The sequence below is a fragment of the Stenotrophomonas sp. G106K1 genome, assembly GCF_037969685.1.
Lineage (GTDB): Bacteria > Pseudomonadota > Gammaproteobacteria > Xanthomonadales > Xanthomonadaceae > Stenotrophomonas > Stenotrophomonas lactitubi.
In genome coordinates this window covers 188,065-202,673 of the sequence record NZ_JBBPFR010000002.1, presented here as the reverse complement: position 1 = coordinate 202,673, position 14,609 = coordinate 188,065, and the positions used below count along the sequence as shown (strand labels likewise).

The 14,609-nt window shown below is 66.0% G+C and carries 17 protein-coding genes and 2 tRNA genes; 8 read left to right on the top strand and 11 right to left on the bottom strand.

The window, feature by feature from the left end; all coding sequences use genetic code 11:
- Positions 1-98 precede the first annotated feature (98 nt).
- Genes WKB25_RS03240 through WKB25_RS03230 form a run of 3 tightly spaced genes read left to right on the top strand, consistent with a single transcriptional unit; the run spans position 99 to position 4,864 of the window.
- Positions 99-716 (top strand): DUF4126 domain-containing protein, encoded by a 618-nt coding sequence (locus WKB25_RS03240; RefSeq protein ID WP_340568716.1) that lies wholly within the window; start codon positions 99-101, stop codon positions 714-716.
- A gap of 44 nt (positions 717-760) precedes the next feature.
- On the top strand, positions 761-2,659 hold the full coding sequence (locus WKB25_RS03235) for an EAL domain-containing protein (protein WP_340568715.1): 1,899 nt from the start codon (positions 761-763) through the stop codon (positions 2,657-2,659).
- Positions 2,660-2,695: 36 nt separating this feature from the next.
- Positions 2,696-4,864, top strand: coding sequence for an ATP-binding protein (locus tag WKB25_RS03230; protein WP_340568846.1), 2,169 nt, complete (start codon positions 2,696-2,698; stop codon positions 4,862-4,864).
- Position 4,865: 1 nt separating this feature from the next.
- Here the strand turns inward: WKB25_RS03230 and bfr are convergent, their stop codons facing one another.
- The 4 genes from bfr to WKB25_RS03210 all read right to left on the bottom strand — a co-directional run bounded on the left by bfr (position 4,866) and on the right by WKB25_RS03210 (position 6,666).
- Positions 4,866-5,336, bottom strand: coding sequence for a bacterioferritin (bfr, locus tag WKB25_RS03225; RefSeq protein ID WP_025874625.1), 471 nt, complete (start codon positions 5,334-5,336; stop codon positions 4,866-4,868).
- Positions 5,337-5,476: 140 nt separating this feature from the next.
- A complete protein-coding gene (locus WKB25_RS03220) occupies positions 5,477-5,686 on the bottom strand; it encodes a bacterioferritin-associated ferredoxin (RefSeq protein ID WP_089237360.1) in 210 nt (69 codons plus the stop codon).
- A gap of 135 nt (positions 5,687-5,821) precedes the next feature.
- Positions 5,822-6,046 carry a hypothetical protein gene (locus WKB25_RS03215; RefSeq protein WP_340568714.1) on the bottom strand — a complete coding sequence of 75 codons (225 nt, stop codon included), beginning with the start codon at positions 6,044-6,046 and terminating at the stop codon, positions 5,822-5,824.
- Entirely contained in the window at positions 6,043-6,666 is a 624-nt protein-coding gene (locus tag WKB25_RS03210) for an RNA pyrophosphohydrolase (protein ID WP_025874624.1), read from the bottom strand. Before WKB25_RS03210 ends, WKB25_RS03215 begins: the two co-directional genes overlap by 4 nt.
- 121 nt (positions 6,667-6,787) lie before the next feature.
- On the opposite strand from WKB25_RS03210, the gene WKB25_RS03205 reads away from it, so the two are divergent.
- Positions 6,788-6,864 (top strand) — tRNA-Met (locus tag WKB25_RS03205).
- A gap of 49 nt (positions 6,865-6,913) precedes the next feature.
- Positions 6,914-6,988 (top strand) — tRNA-Gln (locus WKB25_RS03200).
- 282 nt (positions 6,989-7,270) lie between these two features.
- On the opposite strand, the gene rpsI is transcribed toward WKB25_RS03200, so the two are convergent.
- Positions 7,271-7,663, bottom strand: coding sequence for a 30S ribosomal protein S9 (rpsI, locus tag WKB25_RS03195; protein ID WP_005411311.1), 393 nt, complete (start codon positions 7,661-7,663; stop codon positions 7,271-7,273).
- A 2-nt stretch (positions 7,664-7,665) separates the two neighbouring features.
- A complete protein-coding gene (gene rplM / locus WKB25_RS03190; RefSeq protein ID WP_025874623.1) occupies positions 7,666-8,094 on the bottom strand; it encodes a 50S ribosomal protein L13 in 429 nt (142 codons plus the stop codon).
- Between the two features lie 197 nt (positions 8,095-8,291).
- On the opposite strand from rplM, the gene coq7 reads away from it, so the two are divergent.
- The gene (gene coq7, locus WKB25_RS03185; RefSeq protein ID WP_340568713.1) at positions 8,292-8,936 is read left to right on the top strand and encodes a 2-polyprenyl-3-methyl-6-methoxy-1,4-benzoquinone monooxygenase; all 645 of its coding nucleotides are present in this window, start codon (positions 8,292-8,294) and stop codon (positions 8,934-8,936) included.
- A 54-nt stretch (positions 8,937-8,990) separates the two neighbouring features.
- Here coq7 and sugE read toward each other — a convergent pair whose 3' ends face one another.
- Together sugE and speD are read right to left on the bottom strand one after the other, a co-directional pair.
- A complete protein-coding gene (gene sugE / locus WKB25_RS03180) occupies positions 8,991-9,311 on the bottom strand; it encodes a quaternary ammonium compound efflux SMR transporter SugE (protein ID WP_340568712.1) in 321 nt (106 codons plus the stop codon).
- A 166-nt stretch (positions 9,312-9,477) separates the two neighbouring features.
- The gene (gene speD / locus WKB25_RS03175) at positions 9,478-10,272 is read right to left on the bottom strand and encodes an adenosylmethionine decarboxylase (protein WP_025874620.1); all 795 of its coding nucleotides are present in this window, start codon (positions 10,270-10,272) and stop codon (positions 9,478-9,480) included.
- A gap of 150 nt (positions 10,273-10,422) precedes the next feature.
- Between speD and crp the strand changes: the two genes are divergently transcribed.
- Both crp and WKB25_RS03165 read left to right on the top strand, forming a co-directional pair.
- Complete coding sequence (gene crp, locus WKB25_RS03170; protein WP_025874619.1) at positions 10,423-11,112, top strand: cAMP-activated global transcriptional regulator CRP; 690 nt, start codon at positions 10,423-10,425, stop codon at positions 11,110-11,112.
- 54 nt (positions 11,113-11,166) lie between these two features.
- Positions 11,167-11,928 carry a sulfite exporter TauE/SafE family protein gene (locus WKB25_RS03165; RefSeq protein WP_340568711.1) on the top strand — a complete coding sequence of 254 codons (762 nt, stop codon included), beginning with the start codon at positions 11,167-11,169 and terminating at the stop codon, positions 11,926-11,928.
- A gap of 60 nt (positions 11,929-11,988) precedes the next feature.
- Here WKB25_RS03165 and WKB25_RS03160 read toward each other — a convergent pair whose 3' ends face one another.
- The 3 genes from WKB25_RS03160 to trpD all read right to left on the bottom strand — a co-directional run bounded on the left by WKB25_RS03160 (position 11,989) and on the right by trpD (position 14,602).
- Positions 11,989-12,705 carry a haloacid dehalogenase-like hydrolase gene (locus WKB25_RS03160; RefSeq protein WP_099819691.1) on the bottom strand — a complete coding sequence of 239 codons (717 nt, stop codon included), beginning with the start codon at positions 12,703-12,705 and terminating at the stop codon, positions 11,989-11,991.
- On the bottom strand, positions 12,702-13,496 hold the full coding sequence (trpC, locus tag WKB25_RS03155; RefSeq protein WP_340568710.1) for an indole-3-glycerol phosphate synthase TrpC: 795 nt from the start codon (positions 13,494-13,496) through the stop codon (positions 12,702-12,704). The genes WKB25_RS03160 and trpC overlap by 4 nt, the downstream gene beginning before the upstream one ends.
- Before the next feature lie 74 nt (positions 13,497-13,570).
- Positions 13,571-14,602: an anthranilate phosphoribosyltransferase gene (gene trpD / locus WKB25_RS03150; RefSeq protein ID WP_340568709.1), complete on the bottom strand. Its 1,032-nt coding sequence runs from the start codon at positions 14,600-14,602 to the stop codon at positions 13,571-13,573.
- Between the last annotated feature and the right edge of the window lie 7 nt (positions 14,603-14,609).

The following is a 14,609-nucleotide window of genomic DNA, read 5'->3' as shown; positions in this document are numbered from 1 at the left end:
CAGGTTTCCCCCGTGCCGGCCGGCACCGGGCGGTGGCATTCAGCCACTCCATCGTCGATAGTGTGGCACCCCGCACAGTTCCGCCGCCGGAGCCCGCCATGACCGAAGCCCACCTGTTCGTGATCGGCATCCTGCTGGCCTGGCTGGCCGGCATCCGCGTCTACCTCACCGTATTCGGCGTCGGCATCGCCGGCCTGCTCGGCTGGGTCGACCTGCCACCGGCACTGCAGGCCACCGAATCGTGGTGGGTGCTGGGCACGTCGGCGGTGCTGGCCATCGCCGAATTCTTCGCGGACAAGATTCCCGGCGTCGATTCAGCCTGGGACCTGGTGCAGACCCTGGCGCGCGTACCCGCCGGTGCCTTCCTGGCAGCAGCGACATTGTCACCCGATGGCGACCTGGGCACCGGTGCACTGGTGGCCGGCGCGGGCGTTGCACTGGCCAGCCACGGCCTGAAGGCCGGCACCCGCGCCCTGCTCAACACATCGCCGGAGCCGGCCAGCAACTGGGTCGCCTCGGCGGCCGAAGATACCGTGGTGATCGGCGGGCTGGCGCTCGCGCTGGCGCATCCATGGATCGCGCTGGTAGTGGTGCTGGCCTGCAGTCTGGCCGGTGCATTGCTGGTCTGGCTGGTCTGGCGCACTTTGTGGAAGAGCGTGCGCTGGCTGGCACGTGGCGGCAGCGACGACGGACAACGGCAATCCGGTACCGGCTGATCGGCGGGCTTGTCGCATAATGGCGGCGAACACCAGGAGCATCGATGGCCGCAAACGAATCCGCCACGGGCCCCCGCCCGGGACGCGCTGAAACCCCTCCGGCCGATCATTGGCAACGTTGGGCCGCACCCTTGGCTGCGGCGGCGCCTGCCGAGGCACCGTCGTCAACGACTGTGCAGGTGCCGGCCTCGTCAGCACCCAGCGACAGTGCCCGACTGACCGCTCCGCCGCCGCTGCCCTCCGCCGCAGCACTGCCAGAGGCGGGCAACAGTGACATGCCGCCTGTCGACGCCGACTCGCCCTACCGCGTGCTGATCGTCGAAGACGACCGTGCCCAGGCGCTGTTCGCGCAGAGCGTGCTGCATGGCGCCGGCATGCAGGCGATCGTGCTCGGCGACGCCGATGGCGTGCAGCAGGCCATCCGCGAGCAACGCCCGGACCTGATCCTGATGGATCTGCACCTGCCCGGGCTGGACGGCATGCGGCTGACCGCGATGATCCGCCAGCAGCCCGGCATGCAGTTGCTGCCGATCGTGTTCCTCAGCGGCGACCCGGACCCGGAGCGCCAGTTCGAAGTGCTCGACTGCGGCGCCGACGATTACCTGAGCAAGCCGATCCGGCCGCGCCACCTGATCGCCGCAGTGGCCAACCGTATCCGCCGCGCACGCGCGCAGGCCGCGACCCTGCCGGGTGCCAACGGCGCACCGGCGACCAGCAACCCGGAAACCGGGCTGCCCACGCGCCACCACGTGCTGCAGCAGCTCAACACAACGCTTGCCCAGCACGAACGCGGAGGCGTGTTCTTCGTGGAAATCTCCAGCGCACTGGGCCTGCGCGAGCGCTACGGCTATGCGGCCTTCGAGCGGCTGATGGTGCAGGCCGGGCAGCGTCTTGCCGAGGCTGGCCATCCACACCTGCTGGCGCGCCTGAACGACAACAGCTTCCTGCTGCTGGCGCGCAACGCCGATGAGGAGAGCCTGGAAGCGATTGCCGGCACCCTGCGCGAGCAGTTGTCCGCGCGCGCCTTCGTGATCCGCGACGACGAGTCGGTGCACCTGCGTGGTGTGGTCGGCTACGCGCCGCTGTCGCCGGGTTTCGACGATGCCAGCAGCGCCCTGGAAGCGGTCGAACGCACCACCCTGCAGGCGCGCCTGCTCAGTGCCGGCGTGGCCGGCCATGTGCATCGCCAGATCACGACCGAACAGGAGCACCTGGCGCTGCTGGAAGGCCAGCTGGAGCTCGCTTACCAGCCGATCGTCGCCGTCGCCGGTGGCAGCAGCGCGCAGTACCAGCTGCTGCTGCGCCTGCGCCGGGCTGATGGCAGCGTGCTGACCGCCGGCCAGGTGATCCCGGCCGCCGAAGCCGCCGGGCGCATCGCCGACCTCGACCAGCAGGTGCTGGAGCATGCGATGGGCCTGCTCGACCTGTATCGCCACGCGACCCAGCCGCTGAACCTGTTCGTCTCGCAGTCGCTGCGTACCCTGCAGCGCGATGCCTTCGCCGACTGGCTGCTGGAATCGCTGCAGCAACGTCGCCTGCCCGGCAGCGCGCTGGTGATCGACGTGCGCCTGCCCGATGCGCTGATCCACACCGTGCCGTTGCAGCAGTTCTGCCAACGCATGGCCAGCGTCGGCGTGCGCTTCTGCCTGAGCCAGTTCGAACCGGGCAGCGAAGCCCTTGCCCTGCTCACCCAGCTGCCGCTGTCGTTCGTGCGCATGGCCGCACGTTTTTCCAGCAGCCACTCCAACCCGGATACGCGCGAAGAACTGCGCCGATCGATCGAGCAGGCGCATGCCGCCGGCCTGCAGATCATCGGCCAGCAGATCGAGGATCCGCAGGCAGCGGCCGCGATGTGGGTCGGCGGTGTCGATTACATCCAGGGCAACATGGTGCAGTCGGCCGGCAGCGACCTGAACTTCGACTTCCACAACGCGGTGCTCTGAGTGTCAACGACGGTCGCGCTGCTGGCGGTGCTGGCCATGGCCATCATCGCCCTGCTGGTACTGGGCCTGCGATTGCGTTCGCGTAGTCACGCGCTGGCGGCACTGCAGCGCGACCGCATCACCCTGATCAGCGAGCGCGACCAGCTGCGGCGCACCACCGAGCGCCAGGGGCAGCTGGAACATCAGCTGCTGCAGGCCAAGCAGGCGGCCGAAGCGGCCGTGCTGGCCAAGGGCGAGTTCCTGGCCACCATGAGCCATGAGATCCGCACGCCGCTCAACGGCATCCTGCCGATGCTGGAGCTGATCGCCCGTGGTCCACTCGGCGAGGACCAGCGGCAGATGCTGGCCACTGCCTCGGCCAGCTCGCAGCAGCTGCTGCGCATCGTCGATGACATCCTCGATTACTCGCGACTGGAAGCACAGGCACTGGAACTGGAAATCACCAGCTTCAACCTGCGCGAACTGCTCGACGGCGTGGTGCAGCTGCTGCAGCGTGCTGCCGAAGCCAAGGGCCTGACGCTGAGCCTGCAACTGGATCCGGCCGTGCGCCTGCCGGTACGCGGCGACCCGGTGCGCCTGCGCCAGGTACTGGGCAACCTGCTGGCCAATGCCATCAAGTTCACCGCACGTGGCCAGGTGCAGCTGCGCGTGCAGCGGCTGGGCGAAGGTCCCGCCCAGCACCAGCTGCGTTTCGAAGTGGTCGACACCGGCATCGGCATCGATGAGGCCCAGCAGGCGCGGCTGTTCCAGTCCTTCAGCCAGGCCGACGCGTCCACCACACGCATCTACGGTGGCACCGGCCTGGGCCTGGCCATCTGCAAGCGCATCACCGACCTGATGCATGGCGACATCGGCGTGCGGTCCACCCCGGGACAGGGTGCAACCTTCTGGTTCGAAATACCGCTGCTGAAGGTCCCCGGCGATCTGCCGGCGCTGGCACGCTCGCCGGCAGCGCTGCTGCTGTACACCGCCGATACCCAGCTGCAGCCACGCGTCGAACGCATCGCCGCGCACCACGGCCTGCAGGTACAGCTGCTGACCAGTATCGATGAGGCAATGGAACGCCTGCGCGCAGCACCACGCCCGGGCCAGAGCACACCGGCATGGCTGCTGATCGACGCGCGCCACCGCCGCAATGGCGAGGCGGCCCTGCAGCGCGCCTTGGCCGAGCGCGATGCCGACGACGCACTGCAGGTGCTGTGGCTGCAGGATGATCCGGTTGCAGCACGGCCGCGCCAGCAGCAGCTGCACAGCACATTCAACGATGCCGACCTGCACGCCCTGCTGGCACAACCAACCGCCACTGCACGTCCGGCAGCCCTGCTGGCCAGCGCCGAAGACGCCAGGCCGGCCGCCGCGCTGCCGCCACTGGATCTGCATGTGCTGCTGGTCGAAGACAACACGGTCAACCGGATGGTGGCCGAGCACCTGCTGCGGGTCTTCCAGTGCCGGGTGCGCAATGCCACCGACGGCGAGCAGGCCCTCGCACTGCTGCGCGAAGGTGGAATAGACGTCGTGCTGATGGACTGCCAGATGCCGGTGCTCGACGGCTACGGCGCAACACAGCGCTGGCGCGAGGAAGAAGCCGATGCGGGGCGCACGCGGCTGCCGATCATCGCGATGACTGCGAATGCCATGGCGGGGGATCGCGAACGCTGCCTGCAGGCAGGCATGGACGACTATCTGTCCAAGCCGATCGCGCGGGAGGCGCTGCATGCGTTGCTGCAACGTTGGGGCCGGGCATCCGCGGATCGCGCACATGCAGCGCTGCCGGAACCTGTGCAATTGCCCGCAGCGCCGAGCGCGCCCGACGGCGAAGGCCCGCGCGATGAACGAGCACGCTCGATCCCGATTCCACAGCCGGTGCTTGATCGCAGCGTGCTGGATGAACTGCATGCGGTGATCGGTGATGCCGCTGCGCAGATCGTGACGGTGTTCCTGGAAGACGCACCGCAGCTGGTGCAGCAGTTGCAGCAGGCAGCGCAGGGCAACGATATCGAACGCCTGCAGGCGCTGTCGCACAGCCTGAAATCCTCCAGCGCCAACGTCGGCGCGTTGTCGCTGTCAGCAGTGGCGCGGCGGATCGAACACGAAGCCCGCAGTGGCAGCCTGCAGCGCCCTGCCGTGGCAGTGGCGCTGCTGGTGGCGGAGTTCGCCCGCGCGCGCGTGGCGCTGACCGGCTACCTCGCCGGCCAGGCCCGCTGAATCACTCTTCGAGCTTGCTCAGCAGGTACTTCGGCTCACCGATGCGCTCGATCAGCTCCAGCTGGGTTTCCAGCCAGTCGATGTGCTCTTCTTCGGAGTCGAGGATCTTCACGAACAGCTGGCGGCTGACGTAGTCGCCGACCGAATCGGCGTAGGCCACGGCCTCGCGCAGGGTGACCACGCCATCGCGTTCCAGCGACAGATCGCACTGCAGGATCTCGGTCGGGTTCTCACCGATGCGCAGCTTGCCCAGCGCCTGGAAGTTCGGCAGGCCTTCGAGGAACAGGATGCGATCGGCGAGCATGTCGGCATGCTTCATTTCCTCGATCGATTCCTTGTACTCGTGTTCGGCCAGTTCCTTGATGCCCCAGTTCTTCAGCATCTTGGCGTGCAGGAAGTACTGGTTGATCGCGGTCAGCTCGTTGTAGAGGACCTTGTTGAGGAATTCGATGACCTTGGTGTCGCCCTTCATGGGGATGCTCCTGCACGCTGAAATCGCGGGCACTGTAACGCCTTGCGCGAGCACGTGAAGGAACGCGAATCGTGCGCATTGGCCAGTGCAGCCAGCAATGAAGACCAGGAGAGCGCGGCGTCAACGCGCCGCGAAACGACTCAGGCGACCTGCGCCAGACCCAGTACCGGCAGCGGCAGATCGTGGGTGGCACGCGCCTTGGCCAGCAGGTCGCCTGCCATGTCCAGGCAGGAACCGCAGGTCGCGCCGCATCCGGTACGCATGGTCAGCTCGGCCACCGACGTGACGCCATGGCTGGCGGCTTCGCGGATCTGGTGGTCGGTAACACCGTTGCAGATGCAGACGTACACAGGCGGGAACCAGGGCAACAGGCCAGTAGCGGCCTGATCGCTATTCCAATAGAAACGAGAATGGTTGTCAATCAGAGACCTGAACCATTCTCGATACGGTTCAGCGTCCAGCCGAACCCGCCCACCATAAGGGGGCTACAGACGCAGCAGGTAGTCCGCCAGCAACAGCGCCCCTGCACAGGTCGCGAAGGCGAGGCACGCCCCCGGCGCAAGCGGCATCCATGCGATGTCGCCGAGAACCACCACGCTCAACAACAGCCAGGGGAGGCTTGCCAAGCGGACAACCAGTCCTTGCCGGAAATAGCCGGCAGCGCTGCGTTGCGATCGATCGACCCGCTCGTTGCGCAGCCTGCGCGTCAAACCGCCCCCGGTTCACCCTTGGCTTTCCGCGGCCAGTACCCGCCGCGCATGGGTGTGCGCTTCCTGGGCCTGTCATGGCCGGCGGCGTGGCCTGGCATCCAGGCCTCGGCAGCGCTCTTGGGCATGGCACTGATGCCCTGCCCCGCCACCCCCTGGGCCAACGGCGCCAGATGTCGCAGCGCGCGCGCATAGACCCCACGCTTGAACACCACCACATGCTCCACCGGGTACCAGAAGTCCACCCAACGCCAATGATCGAACTCGGGCGAGTCGGTATGGTCCAGGCTGACGTGCGCCTCGTCACCGGTCAGGCGCAGCAGGAACCAGACCTGCTTCTGGCCGATGCAGACCTGGCGTTCATTGCGGCGGATGGCCCGCGCCGGCAGCTTGTAACGCAGCCAGCCCGGTGTCGCCCCAAGCACTTCAACGTGCTCCGGCAACAGCCCGGTCTCTTCCTGCAGTTCACGATACATGGCCTCGACAGGCGTCTCGTCGGTGTTCATGCCACCCTGCGGGAACTGCCAGCCATCCCGGCGCACACGTCGTGCCCAGAACACCTGCCCGTCCTGCCGCATCAGCACGATGCCGACGTTCGGTCGATAGCCGTCCGGATCGATCACGATGCGGACTCCTAAGAAAATCTACTGGTTGGGACTATCCCATGCCGTCTGTCGGGCCACAAGCACGATACAAAGGTGTTGACAGTCCTTGTACACATCAGCAGAATAGCGGGCTCACCAAGGCTATGTAGCTCAGCCGGTTAGAGCACAGCACTCATAATGCTGGGGTCGGTGGTTCGAGTCCACCCATAGCCACCACGTTGAAGTTGTTTTTCAATGTGAAAAGTGAGAAAATAGTTACACGTTTTGCCCCGTCGCCAAGCGGTAAGGCACCTGACTCTGACTCAGGCATTCGGTGGTTCGAATCCATCCGGGGCAGCCAAATTAAACGCAAAAGGCCAGATCGAAAGATCTGGCCTTTTGCGTTTAATTTGGTTACGCATTCCACCTTATCCCCGCGCCTTTCGGCGCACCCCCTTGAACATCAAAGGGGCTCTCCTCCAGACAGAACTCCGGGGTCGGGTATGCGGAACCACGAGGAGTGCCGGCCGCTGGCCGGCAACCTCGAAATGCACGCCCCCAGAACGACAAAAGCCCGGCCGAAGCCGGGCTTTTGCTTTTCCAACCAGCAGACCCCCGAAGGAGCCCGGCCAGGCGCAGTAAATCAGCGCTTGGAGAACTGGGTGGCGCGGCGGGCCTTGTGCAGACCGACCTTCTTGCGTTCGACTTCGCGGGCGTCGCGGGTCATGAAGCCAGCCTTGCGCAGCTCGGACTTCAGGGTCTCGTCGTACTCGACCAGAGCACGGGCGATGCCCAGACGGATCGCACCGGCCTGGCCGGTGGTGCCGCCGCCAGCGGCGGTGACCAGGATGTCGAAGCTCTCGGTGTTCTTGGTCAGCTCGAGCGGCTGGCGCACGATCATGCGAGCGGTCTCACGGCCGAAGAACTCGTCCAGCGGACGGCCATTGACGGTGATGTTGCCCGAACCCTTGCGCAGGAACACGCGAGCGGTGGAGGATTTGCGGCGGCCAGTGCCGTAGTTTTGAGTGATAGCCATGATTAGATATCCAGAACCTGCGGCTGCTGTGCGGCGTGCGGATGCTCAGTGCCGGCGTAGACCTTGAGCTTGCGGTACATCTGGCGACCCAGCGTGCCCTTCGGCAGCATGCCCTTGACGGCGGTCTCGATCACGCGCTCCGGGTGGCGCTCAAGCGCCTGGGCGAGGGATTCGGTCTTCAGGTTGCCGATGTAACCGGTGAAACGGTGATACATCTTGTCCTGCAGCTTCTTGCCGGTGACGACAATCTTTTCTGCATTGATGACGACCAGGTAGTCGCCGGTATCAACGTGCGGGGTGTAGACCGGCTTGTGCTTGCCACGCAGACGGCGGGCCAGCTCGGTGCAGAGACGGCCCAGGGTCTTGCCCTCGGCGTCGACGAGGTACCAGTCGCGCTGGACGGTCTCGTTCTTGGCAGTGAAAGTGCTCATGAAGAACTCTTGGTTAGGTCGGGCTCATTGCGGCGAAGGACTCGCCGGAACTCTGCCACGCGTTGTGAAAGGTGGAGCGTAAGGGGCGGCATTGTACGCAGCTTGGCTGGCGGGTGCAAGCCGGCCTCCGCCCCGGGTTGGCAGGGGGCCGGGGCCGGGCGAGAATCGGGGCCTCCCCCGCTCCACGCCGTGCCGCCATGACCGTGCTTCGCCAGACCACCCCGCTGGACCACCTGCTGACCGAGGCGCAGCGCGCCCTGGACACGGTGTTCGGCAACCCGCCGGCCAGCCGCCCCTATCCGGCCACGGACACCGGCGAGCCCGGCATGGACAGCGCGCAGCGTCGCCACGCGGCCGGGCTGATGCGGATCAACCATGTCGGTGAGGTCTGCGCCCAGGGCCTGTACTTCGGCCAGGCCGCGGTGGCGCGCGACCCGGCAACCCGCGAACATCTGCTGGAAGCGGCCCAGGAAGAGACCGACCATCTGGCCTGGTGCGCCACCCGCCTGGGCGAGCTGGACAGCCGCCCGAGCCTGTTCAATCCGCTCTGGTACGCCGGCAGCTACACCATCGGCACCCTGGCCGGGCTGCGCGGCGACGGCTGGAACCTGGGTTTCGTGGTCGAGACCGAGCGCCAGGTGGAAGCCCATCTGGACGAACACCTGGTCGACCTGCCGGCCGGCGATCTGCGCAGCCGCGCGGTCATCCGGGTGATGAAGGAAGATGAGGCCCGGCATGCCGAGCATGCGGAGCAGGCCGGCGCACGCCGCCTGCCATTCCCGGTTCCCGGCGCGATGGCGCTGGCCTCCAGGGTGATGAAGACCATTGCCTACCGGCTGTAAGACCGCCTGCCGGGCTTGATGGGGCTGCCGGCCAGCGGCCGGCACTACCCGGGCTTAGTTGGGTGACACCAGCTTCAGGCCGATGACGCCGGCCACGACCAGGCCCACGCAGGCCAGCCGCGCCGGCGAGGCGCTGTCGTTGAACAGATGGATGCCCAGCACCGTCACGCCCATGGCGCCGATGCCGGTCCAGATCGCATAGGCCGTACCGACCGGGATGCTCTTCATCGCCTGGCTCATCAGGTACAGGCTGATCAGGGCCGACACCACCGTCAGGGCGGTCGGCACGGGTTTGCTGAAACCTTCGGAGTACTTCATTCCAAGGGCGAATCCGATCTCGAACAGACCGGCCAGCAGCAGATAGATCCAGGGCATGGGTGGGGGCTCCTTACCTTTTTTGAGAAAAACGAAACGGCCCGGTGTTTTCACACCGGGCCGTAGGTCGGTACATCGCCGTGGAACTGAAGATTGCGCCAAGCGCAGGCTCCACGGGGCGGGGCGTCCCGCCTGGGTGGCGATGCCTGACGGCATCGCGCATGGGTCACTCAGCCAGGTTGCGGCCGTGGAACAGCTCTTCGATCTCACGACGCAGCAGCGCTTCGATCTTCATGCGTTCCTTGAACGAGATGTTCTTGGCCTTCTCCTCGAACAGGTACTGGTCCAGGTCGAAGTCCTTCAGGTGCATCTTCGTGTGGAAGATGTTTTCCTGGTAGACGTTGACGTCGAACATCTCGTAACGCGACTTGATGTTCTTGGCCAGGAAGTTCTGGATCGAGTTGATCTTGTGATCGATGTAGTGCTTCTTGCCCTTCACATCACGCGTGAAGCCACGGACACGGTAGTCCATGATCACGATGTCCGATTCCAGGCTCTCGATCAGGTAGTTCAGCGCCTTCAACGGCGAAATGACGCCGCAGGTAGCCACGTCGATATCGGCGCGGAAGGTGGCAATGCCTTCCTGCGGGTGCGTTTCCGGATAGGTGTGCACGGTGATGTGCGACTTGTCCATGTGCGCGACCACGGCATCGGAAATCAACTCCTTGCCGGCCTGCTTCTTGTCGATCACCGGCTCTTCGGAGATCAGGATCGTCACCGAGGCACCCTGCGGATCGTAATCCTGGCGCGCCACGTTGAGGATGTTGGCGCCGATGATCTCAGCGACATCGGTCAAGATTTGAGTAAGCCTGTCGGCGTTGTACTCTTCATCGATGTATTCAATGTAACGCTGACGCTCCTCTTCGGTGCGCGCGTAACACACGTCATAGATGTTGAAGCTCAGCGCCTTGGTGAGGTTGTTGAAACCCTGCAACCTCAGGCGAGGCAACGGCTTGACCACGGCGGTCGATTCCTGTGTAAGAAGGGAAAGGGGGAATTATGCGGCATAAGTGTCTCCAGGGGGAACGTGAAGACGCTCAGGTTCTGGCACACTGTTTGCCCTTAACAATTGCGCTGGTTAAGCTCCGCTATCGACCCCGTGAATCCGTTCATGCGCAGAGGGAGCGCCCCTATCGTGTCAACCGTGCGCCTAGCTAGCAGCCCATTGGCCTTGGACATCGCAACAATCGACCGCTTTCTGGCCCACAGCCACAGGCGGCGCTATCCCACCCGTACCGACGTCTTCCGACCCGGTGACCCGGCTGGCACCCTGTATTACGTCATCAGCGGCTCGGTTTCGATCATGGCCGAGGAGGAGGAGGACCGTGAGCTGGTGCTGGGCTATTTCGGCGCTGGCGAGTTCGTCGGCGAGATGGGCCTGTTCGTGGAGTCGGACCGCCGCGAGGTGATCCTGCGCACCCGGACTGCCTGTGAGCTGGCCGAAATCAGCTACGAACGGCTGCATCAACTGTTCCTCGGCCCGCTGTCGGCCGATGCCCCGCGCCTGCTGTACGCGCTGGGCCAGCAGATCTCCAAGCGCCTGCTGGACACCAGCCGCAAGGCCAGCCGCCTGGCCTTCCTGGATGTCACCGACCGTATCGTGCGCACCCTGCACGATCTGGCGCAGGAGCCGGAGTCGATGAGTCACCCGCAAGGCAGCCAACTGCGCGTCTCACGCCAGGAACTGGCCCGTCTGGTCGGCTGCTCGCGCGAAATGGCCGGCCGGGTGCTGAAGAAGCTGCAGACCGACGGCCTGCTGCACGCCCGCGGCAAGACCGTGGTGCTGTACGGCACCCGTTGACCACCGGTGGGTGCGGACCTTGGTCCGCACTCGTTCGCGCGCTAGGCTCGCCCCATGGAGCTGAGCAGCGAATTCTGGTGGTTCATCCTTATCGGCCTCGGCGCCCAGCTGGTTGATGGCGCGCTGGGCATGGCATTCGGGCTGGTTTCCTCGTCGGTGCTGCTCAGCATGGGGCTGCCTCCCGCACAGGTCAGCGCCAGCGTGCATACCGCTGAAGTGTTCACCACCGGGGCCTCCGGCGTGTCGCATCTGGTCGCCGGCAATGTCGACAAACGCCTGTTCTTCCGCCTCGCCCTTCCCGGCGCACTGGGCGGTGCACTCGGCGCGTACGTCCTGACACAGGTCCCTGGCGACCTGATCCGCCCGCTGATCTACCTGTACCTGCTGGTGCTGGCCATCATCATCCTGGCCCGCGCGGCCGGCCGCTGGATGCCCACGGGCGAGATCCGCCGGGTGCCGGTACTGGGATTCTTTGCCGGCCTGCTCGATGCCAGCGGCGGCGGCGGCTGGGGCCCGGTGGCGACCTCCACCCTGCTCGCCCGTGGCGGCCTGGCACGGACCACGATCGGCACGGTGAACGCTGCGGAATTCGTGGTCACGCTGACGGTATCAGCGACCTTCCTGCTGTCGATGGGGGTGCAGCACCTGCAGATCGTCGCCGGCCTGCTGATCGGCGGCATGATGGCCGCGCCGGTGGCGGCGGTGCTGGTGAAGCGGGTGAAGGAACGCTGGGTGCTGGTCGCGGTGGGCGTGCTGGTGCTGGGCATCAGCCTGTTCCAGGTGGGCCATGCACTGTTCGGGTATCTGTACCGCTGAGCGCTCGCCGGGCATGGCCCGGCGCTACCCGCGTGGGACCCGGTAGGCAGGCGGGATCGATTACGCCTTGTCGCCGCCGCGGTCTACGCAACCCCAGTTGAGGATGCGGGTGCCGGCCGGCAGCACGCGGCGGAAGAATTCCACCTTGGCAGGCTTCGGGTTGACCACCACCGGCGCTTTCGCCGCCAGCAGCAGCGGCAGGTCGGCAGTGCTGTCGGAGTAAGCGATATCGATGTCGCCGTAGCCGCGCTCGCGCAGCATGCGCATCTTCTCTTCGTTGTGGCAGTGGCGGGTCGGCCCTACCCCGCCCAGCCGCGGCCCCACTTCGGTGCCGATCACCGGCACGTCCTGGTGGGCGACGAAGGCCAGGATCGCGCGGGCAAGTTCCGGCGGTGCACCGGTGGCCACCACCACGCGATCGCCCTTGGCACGGTGCGCGGCGAACACCTCCAGCGCCTGTGGCAGCAGCTTGGCGCGCATCTGCGCCTCGTTGCGCAGCACGTAGGCATCGATCACCTTGTTGAACTCGCGCGCGCGATGCAGGCCGAAGCTGCCGATCCAGACGTAGACCGAGATACCGGCACGGCGGGTCGGCAGCATCGCCACCATCGGCCCGGCAATCGGGGTGACCAGCAACGCAGCCAGCATCCGCAGCGGGTTGCGCTTGATCAGCGAGGCGAACAGGTGGGTACCCGAATCGCCGTCATACAGGGTGTGGTCGAAGTCGAAGACCACCAGCGGCGCATCCTCGCGCGGCGTTGGATAGTACGTTTTCATGCTGCGAAGAATAGCTGACGCAGACCCTCACCCGGCTCTTCCACGCGCATGAAGGCCTCCCCCACCAGGAACGAGTGGATGCCGGCATCGCGCATCAGCGCCACATCCTGCGGGCCGAGAATGCCACTCTCGGTGACCAGCAGGCGGTCGCGCGGCACGGCCAGCCGCATGTCCAGCGTGGTCTGCAGCGACACCTCGAAGGTGCGCAGATTGCGGTTGTTGATGCCGATCATCGGCGCCGGAACCTGCAGCGCTCGCTCCAGCTCGTCGATGTCATGCACTTCCACCAGCACGTCCATGCCCAGCGACATCGCCAGTTCGGACAGCGTGGCCAGCTGCGTGTCGTCCAGCGCGGCGACGATCAGCAGGATGCAGTCGGCGCCGAGCACGCGCGCCTCAACCACCTGGTAGGCGTCGATCACGAAGTCCTTGCGCAGCACCGGCAGCGTGCAGGCTTCGCGCGCCTGCTGCAGGTAGGTGTCGGCACCCTGGAAGAAGTCGACGTCGGTCAGCACCGACAGGCAGCTGGCGCCGCCGAACTCGTAGCTGACCGCGATGTCGGCCGGGCGGAAGTCGGAACGGATCACGCCCTTGGACGGGCTGGCCTTCTTCACTTCGGCAATCACCGCTGGATCGCCATTGGCGACGGCAGCCTGCAGCGCGCGCACGAAGCCGCGCACCGGTGGCGCATCGGCCAGCGCGGCCTGCAGCTCCTCAAGCGGGCGCTGGGCGCGGCGCTGGGCTACTTCTTCGGCCTTGCGGGCCAGGATCGTCTGCAGGATATCGCTCATCGTCGTCGGGTCGGTGCTGGGGCGGTGAGGACGACCATTATCGGCCATCGGGTGGGTCAGGCTGAACCGCGCGCTCAGGCAACCAGCGCGCGAGTGGTATCGACATACTGCTGCAGGCGGGCACGGGCGCTGCCATCGGCGATGACGGCACGGGCACGGGCCAGGCCGTCGCCGATATCGCTGGCCACGCCGGCCACGTACAACGCCGCGCCCGCATTCAGGGCGACGATGTCCAGCGCCGGCCCCGGCTCGTTGTCGAGCACCGCGCGCAGCATGGCGATGGATTGCTCCGGGCCGTCCACGCGCAGGTTGCGGCTGGCTGACATGGAGATGCCGAAGTCTTCCGGATGGATCTCGTACTCGCGCACCTTGCCGTCGCGCAGCTCACCCACCAGGGTGCCGGCGCCCAGCGAGATCTCATCCATGTTGTCGCGGCCCCACACCACCATCGCGCGCTCGGCACCCAGTTCGCGCAGCACGCGCGCCTGGATGCCCACCAGATCGGGATGGAACACGCCCATCAGCACCGACGGCGCATTGGCCGGGTTGGTCAGCGGACCGAGGATGTTGAAGATGGTGCGCACCCCCATCTCGCGACGCACCGGCGCCACCACCTTCATCGACGGGTGGTGGATCGGCGCGAACATGAAGCCGATGCCGGTCTGTTCGATGGCCGCGGCCACCTGAGCAGGCTGCAGCTCGATCGCCGCGCCAAGTGCTTCGACCGCATCGGCGCTGCCGGACTTGGACGACACGCTGCGGTTGCCATGCTTGGCCACGCGCGCGCCGGCGGCAGCGGCAACGAACATCGCGCAGGTGGAAATGTTGAACGTATGCGAGCCATCGCCACCGGTGCCGACGATGTCGACCAGGTGGGTGGTATCGGTGACCGGCACGGCCAGCGCGAATTCGCGCATCACCGTCGCCGCGGCAGCAATTTCGTCGATGGTTTCCTTCTTCACGCGCAGGCCGGTGAGGATGGCGGCGGTCATCATCGGCGAGACATCGCCGCGCATGATCTGCCGCATCAGGTCGACCATTTCGTCGAAGAAGATCTCGCGATGCTCGATGGTGCGTTGCAGGGCTTCCTGGGGGGAGAAGCTCATCGGAATA

Coding starts and splice junctions, on each gene's coding strand:
- WKB25_RS03160 (WP_099819691.1), bottom strand. CDS start 12,705: ATGAAAACGTACTATCCAACGCCGCGCGAGGATGCGCCGCTGGTGGTC.
- rpsI (WP_005411311.1), bottom strand. CDS start 7,663: ATGGCTATCACTCAAAACTACGGCACTGGCCGCCGCAAATCCTCCACC.
- trpD (WP_340568709.1), bottom strand. CDS start 14,602: ATGAGCTTCTCCCCCCAGGAAGCCCTGCAACGCACCATCGAGCATCGC.
- WKB25_RS03230 (WP_340568846.1), top strand. CDS start 2,696: ATGGCCATCATCGCCCTGCTGGTACTGGGCCTGCGATTGCGTTCGCGT.
- WKB25_RS03240 (WP_340568716.1), top strand. CDS start 99: ATGACCGAAGCCCACCTGTTCGTGATCGGCATCCTGCTGGCCTGGCTG.
- WKB25_RS03235 (WP_340568715.1), top strand. CDS start 761: ATGGCCGCAAACGAATCCGCCACGGGCCCCCGCCCGGGACGCGCTGAA.
- bfr (WP_025874625.1), bottom strand. CDS start 5,336: ATGAAGGGCGACACCAAGGTCATCGAATTCCTCAACAAGGTCCTCTAC.
- trpC (WP_340568710.1), bottom strand. CDS start 13,496: ATGAGCGATATCCTGCAGACGATCCTGGCCCGCAAGGCCGAAGAAGTA.
- coq7 (WP_340568713.1), top strand. CDS start 8,292: ATGACCGTGCTTCGCCAGACCACCCCGCTGGACCACCTGCTGACCGAG.
- sugE (WP_340568712.1), bottom strand. CDS start 9,311: ATGCCCTGGATCTATCTGCTGCTGGCCGGTCTGTTCGAGATCGGATTC.
- rplM (WP_025874623.1), bottom strand. CDS start 8,094: ATGAGCACTTTCACTGCCAAGAACGAGACCGTCCAGCGCGACTGGTAC.
- crp (WP_025874619.1), top strand. CDS start 10,423: ATGCGCAGAGGGAGCGCCCCTATCGTGTCAACCGTGCGCCTAGCTAGC.
- WKB25_RS03165 (WP_340568711.1), top strand. CDS start 11,167: ATGGAGCTGAGCAGCGAATTCTGGTGGTTCATCCTTATCGGCCTCGGC.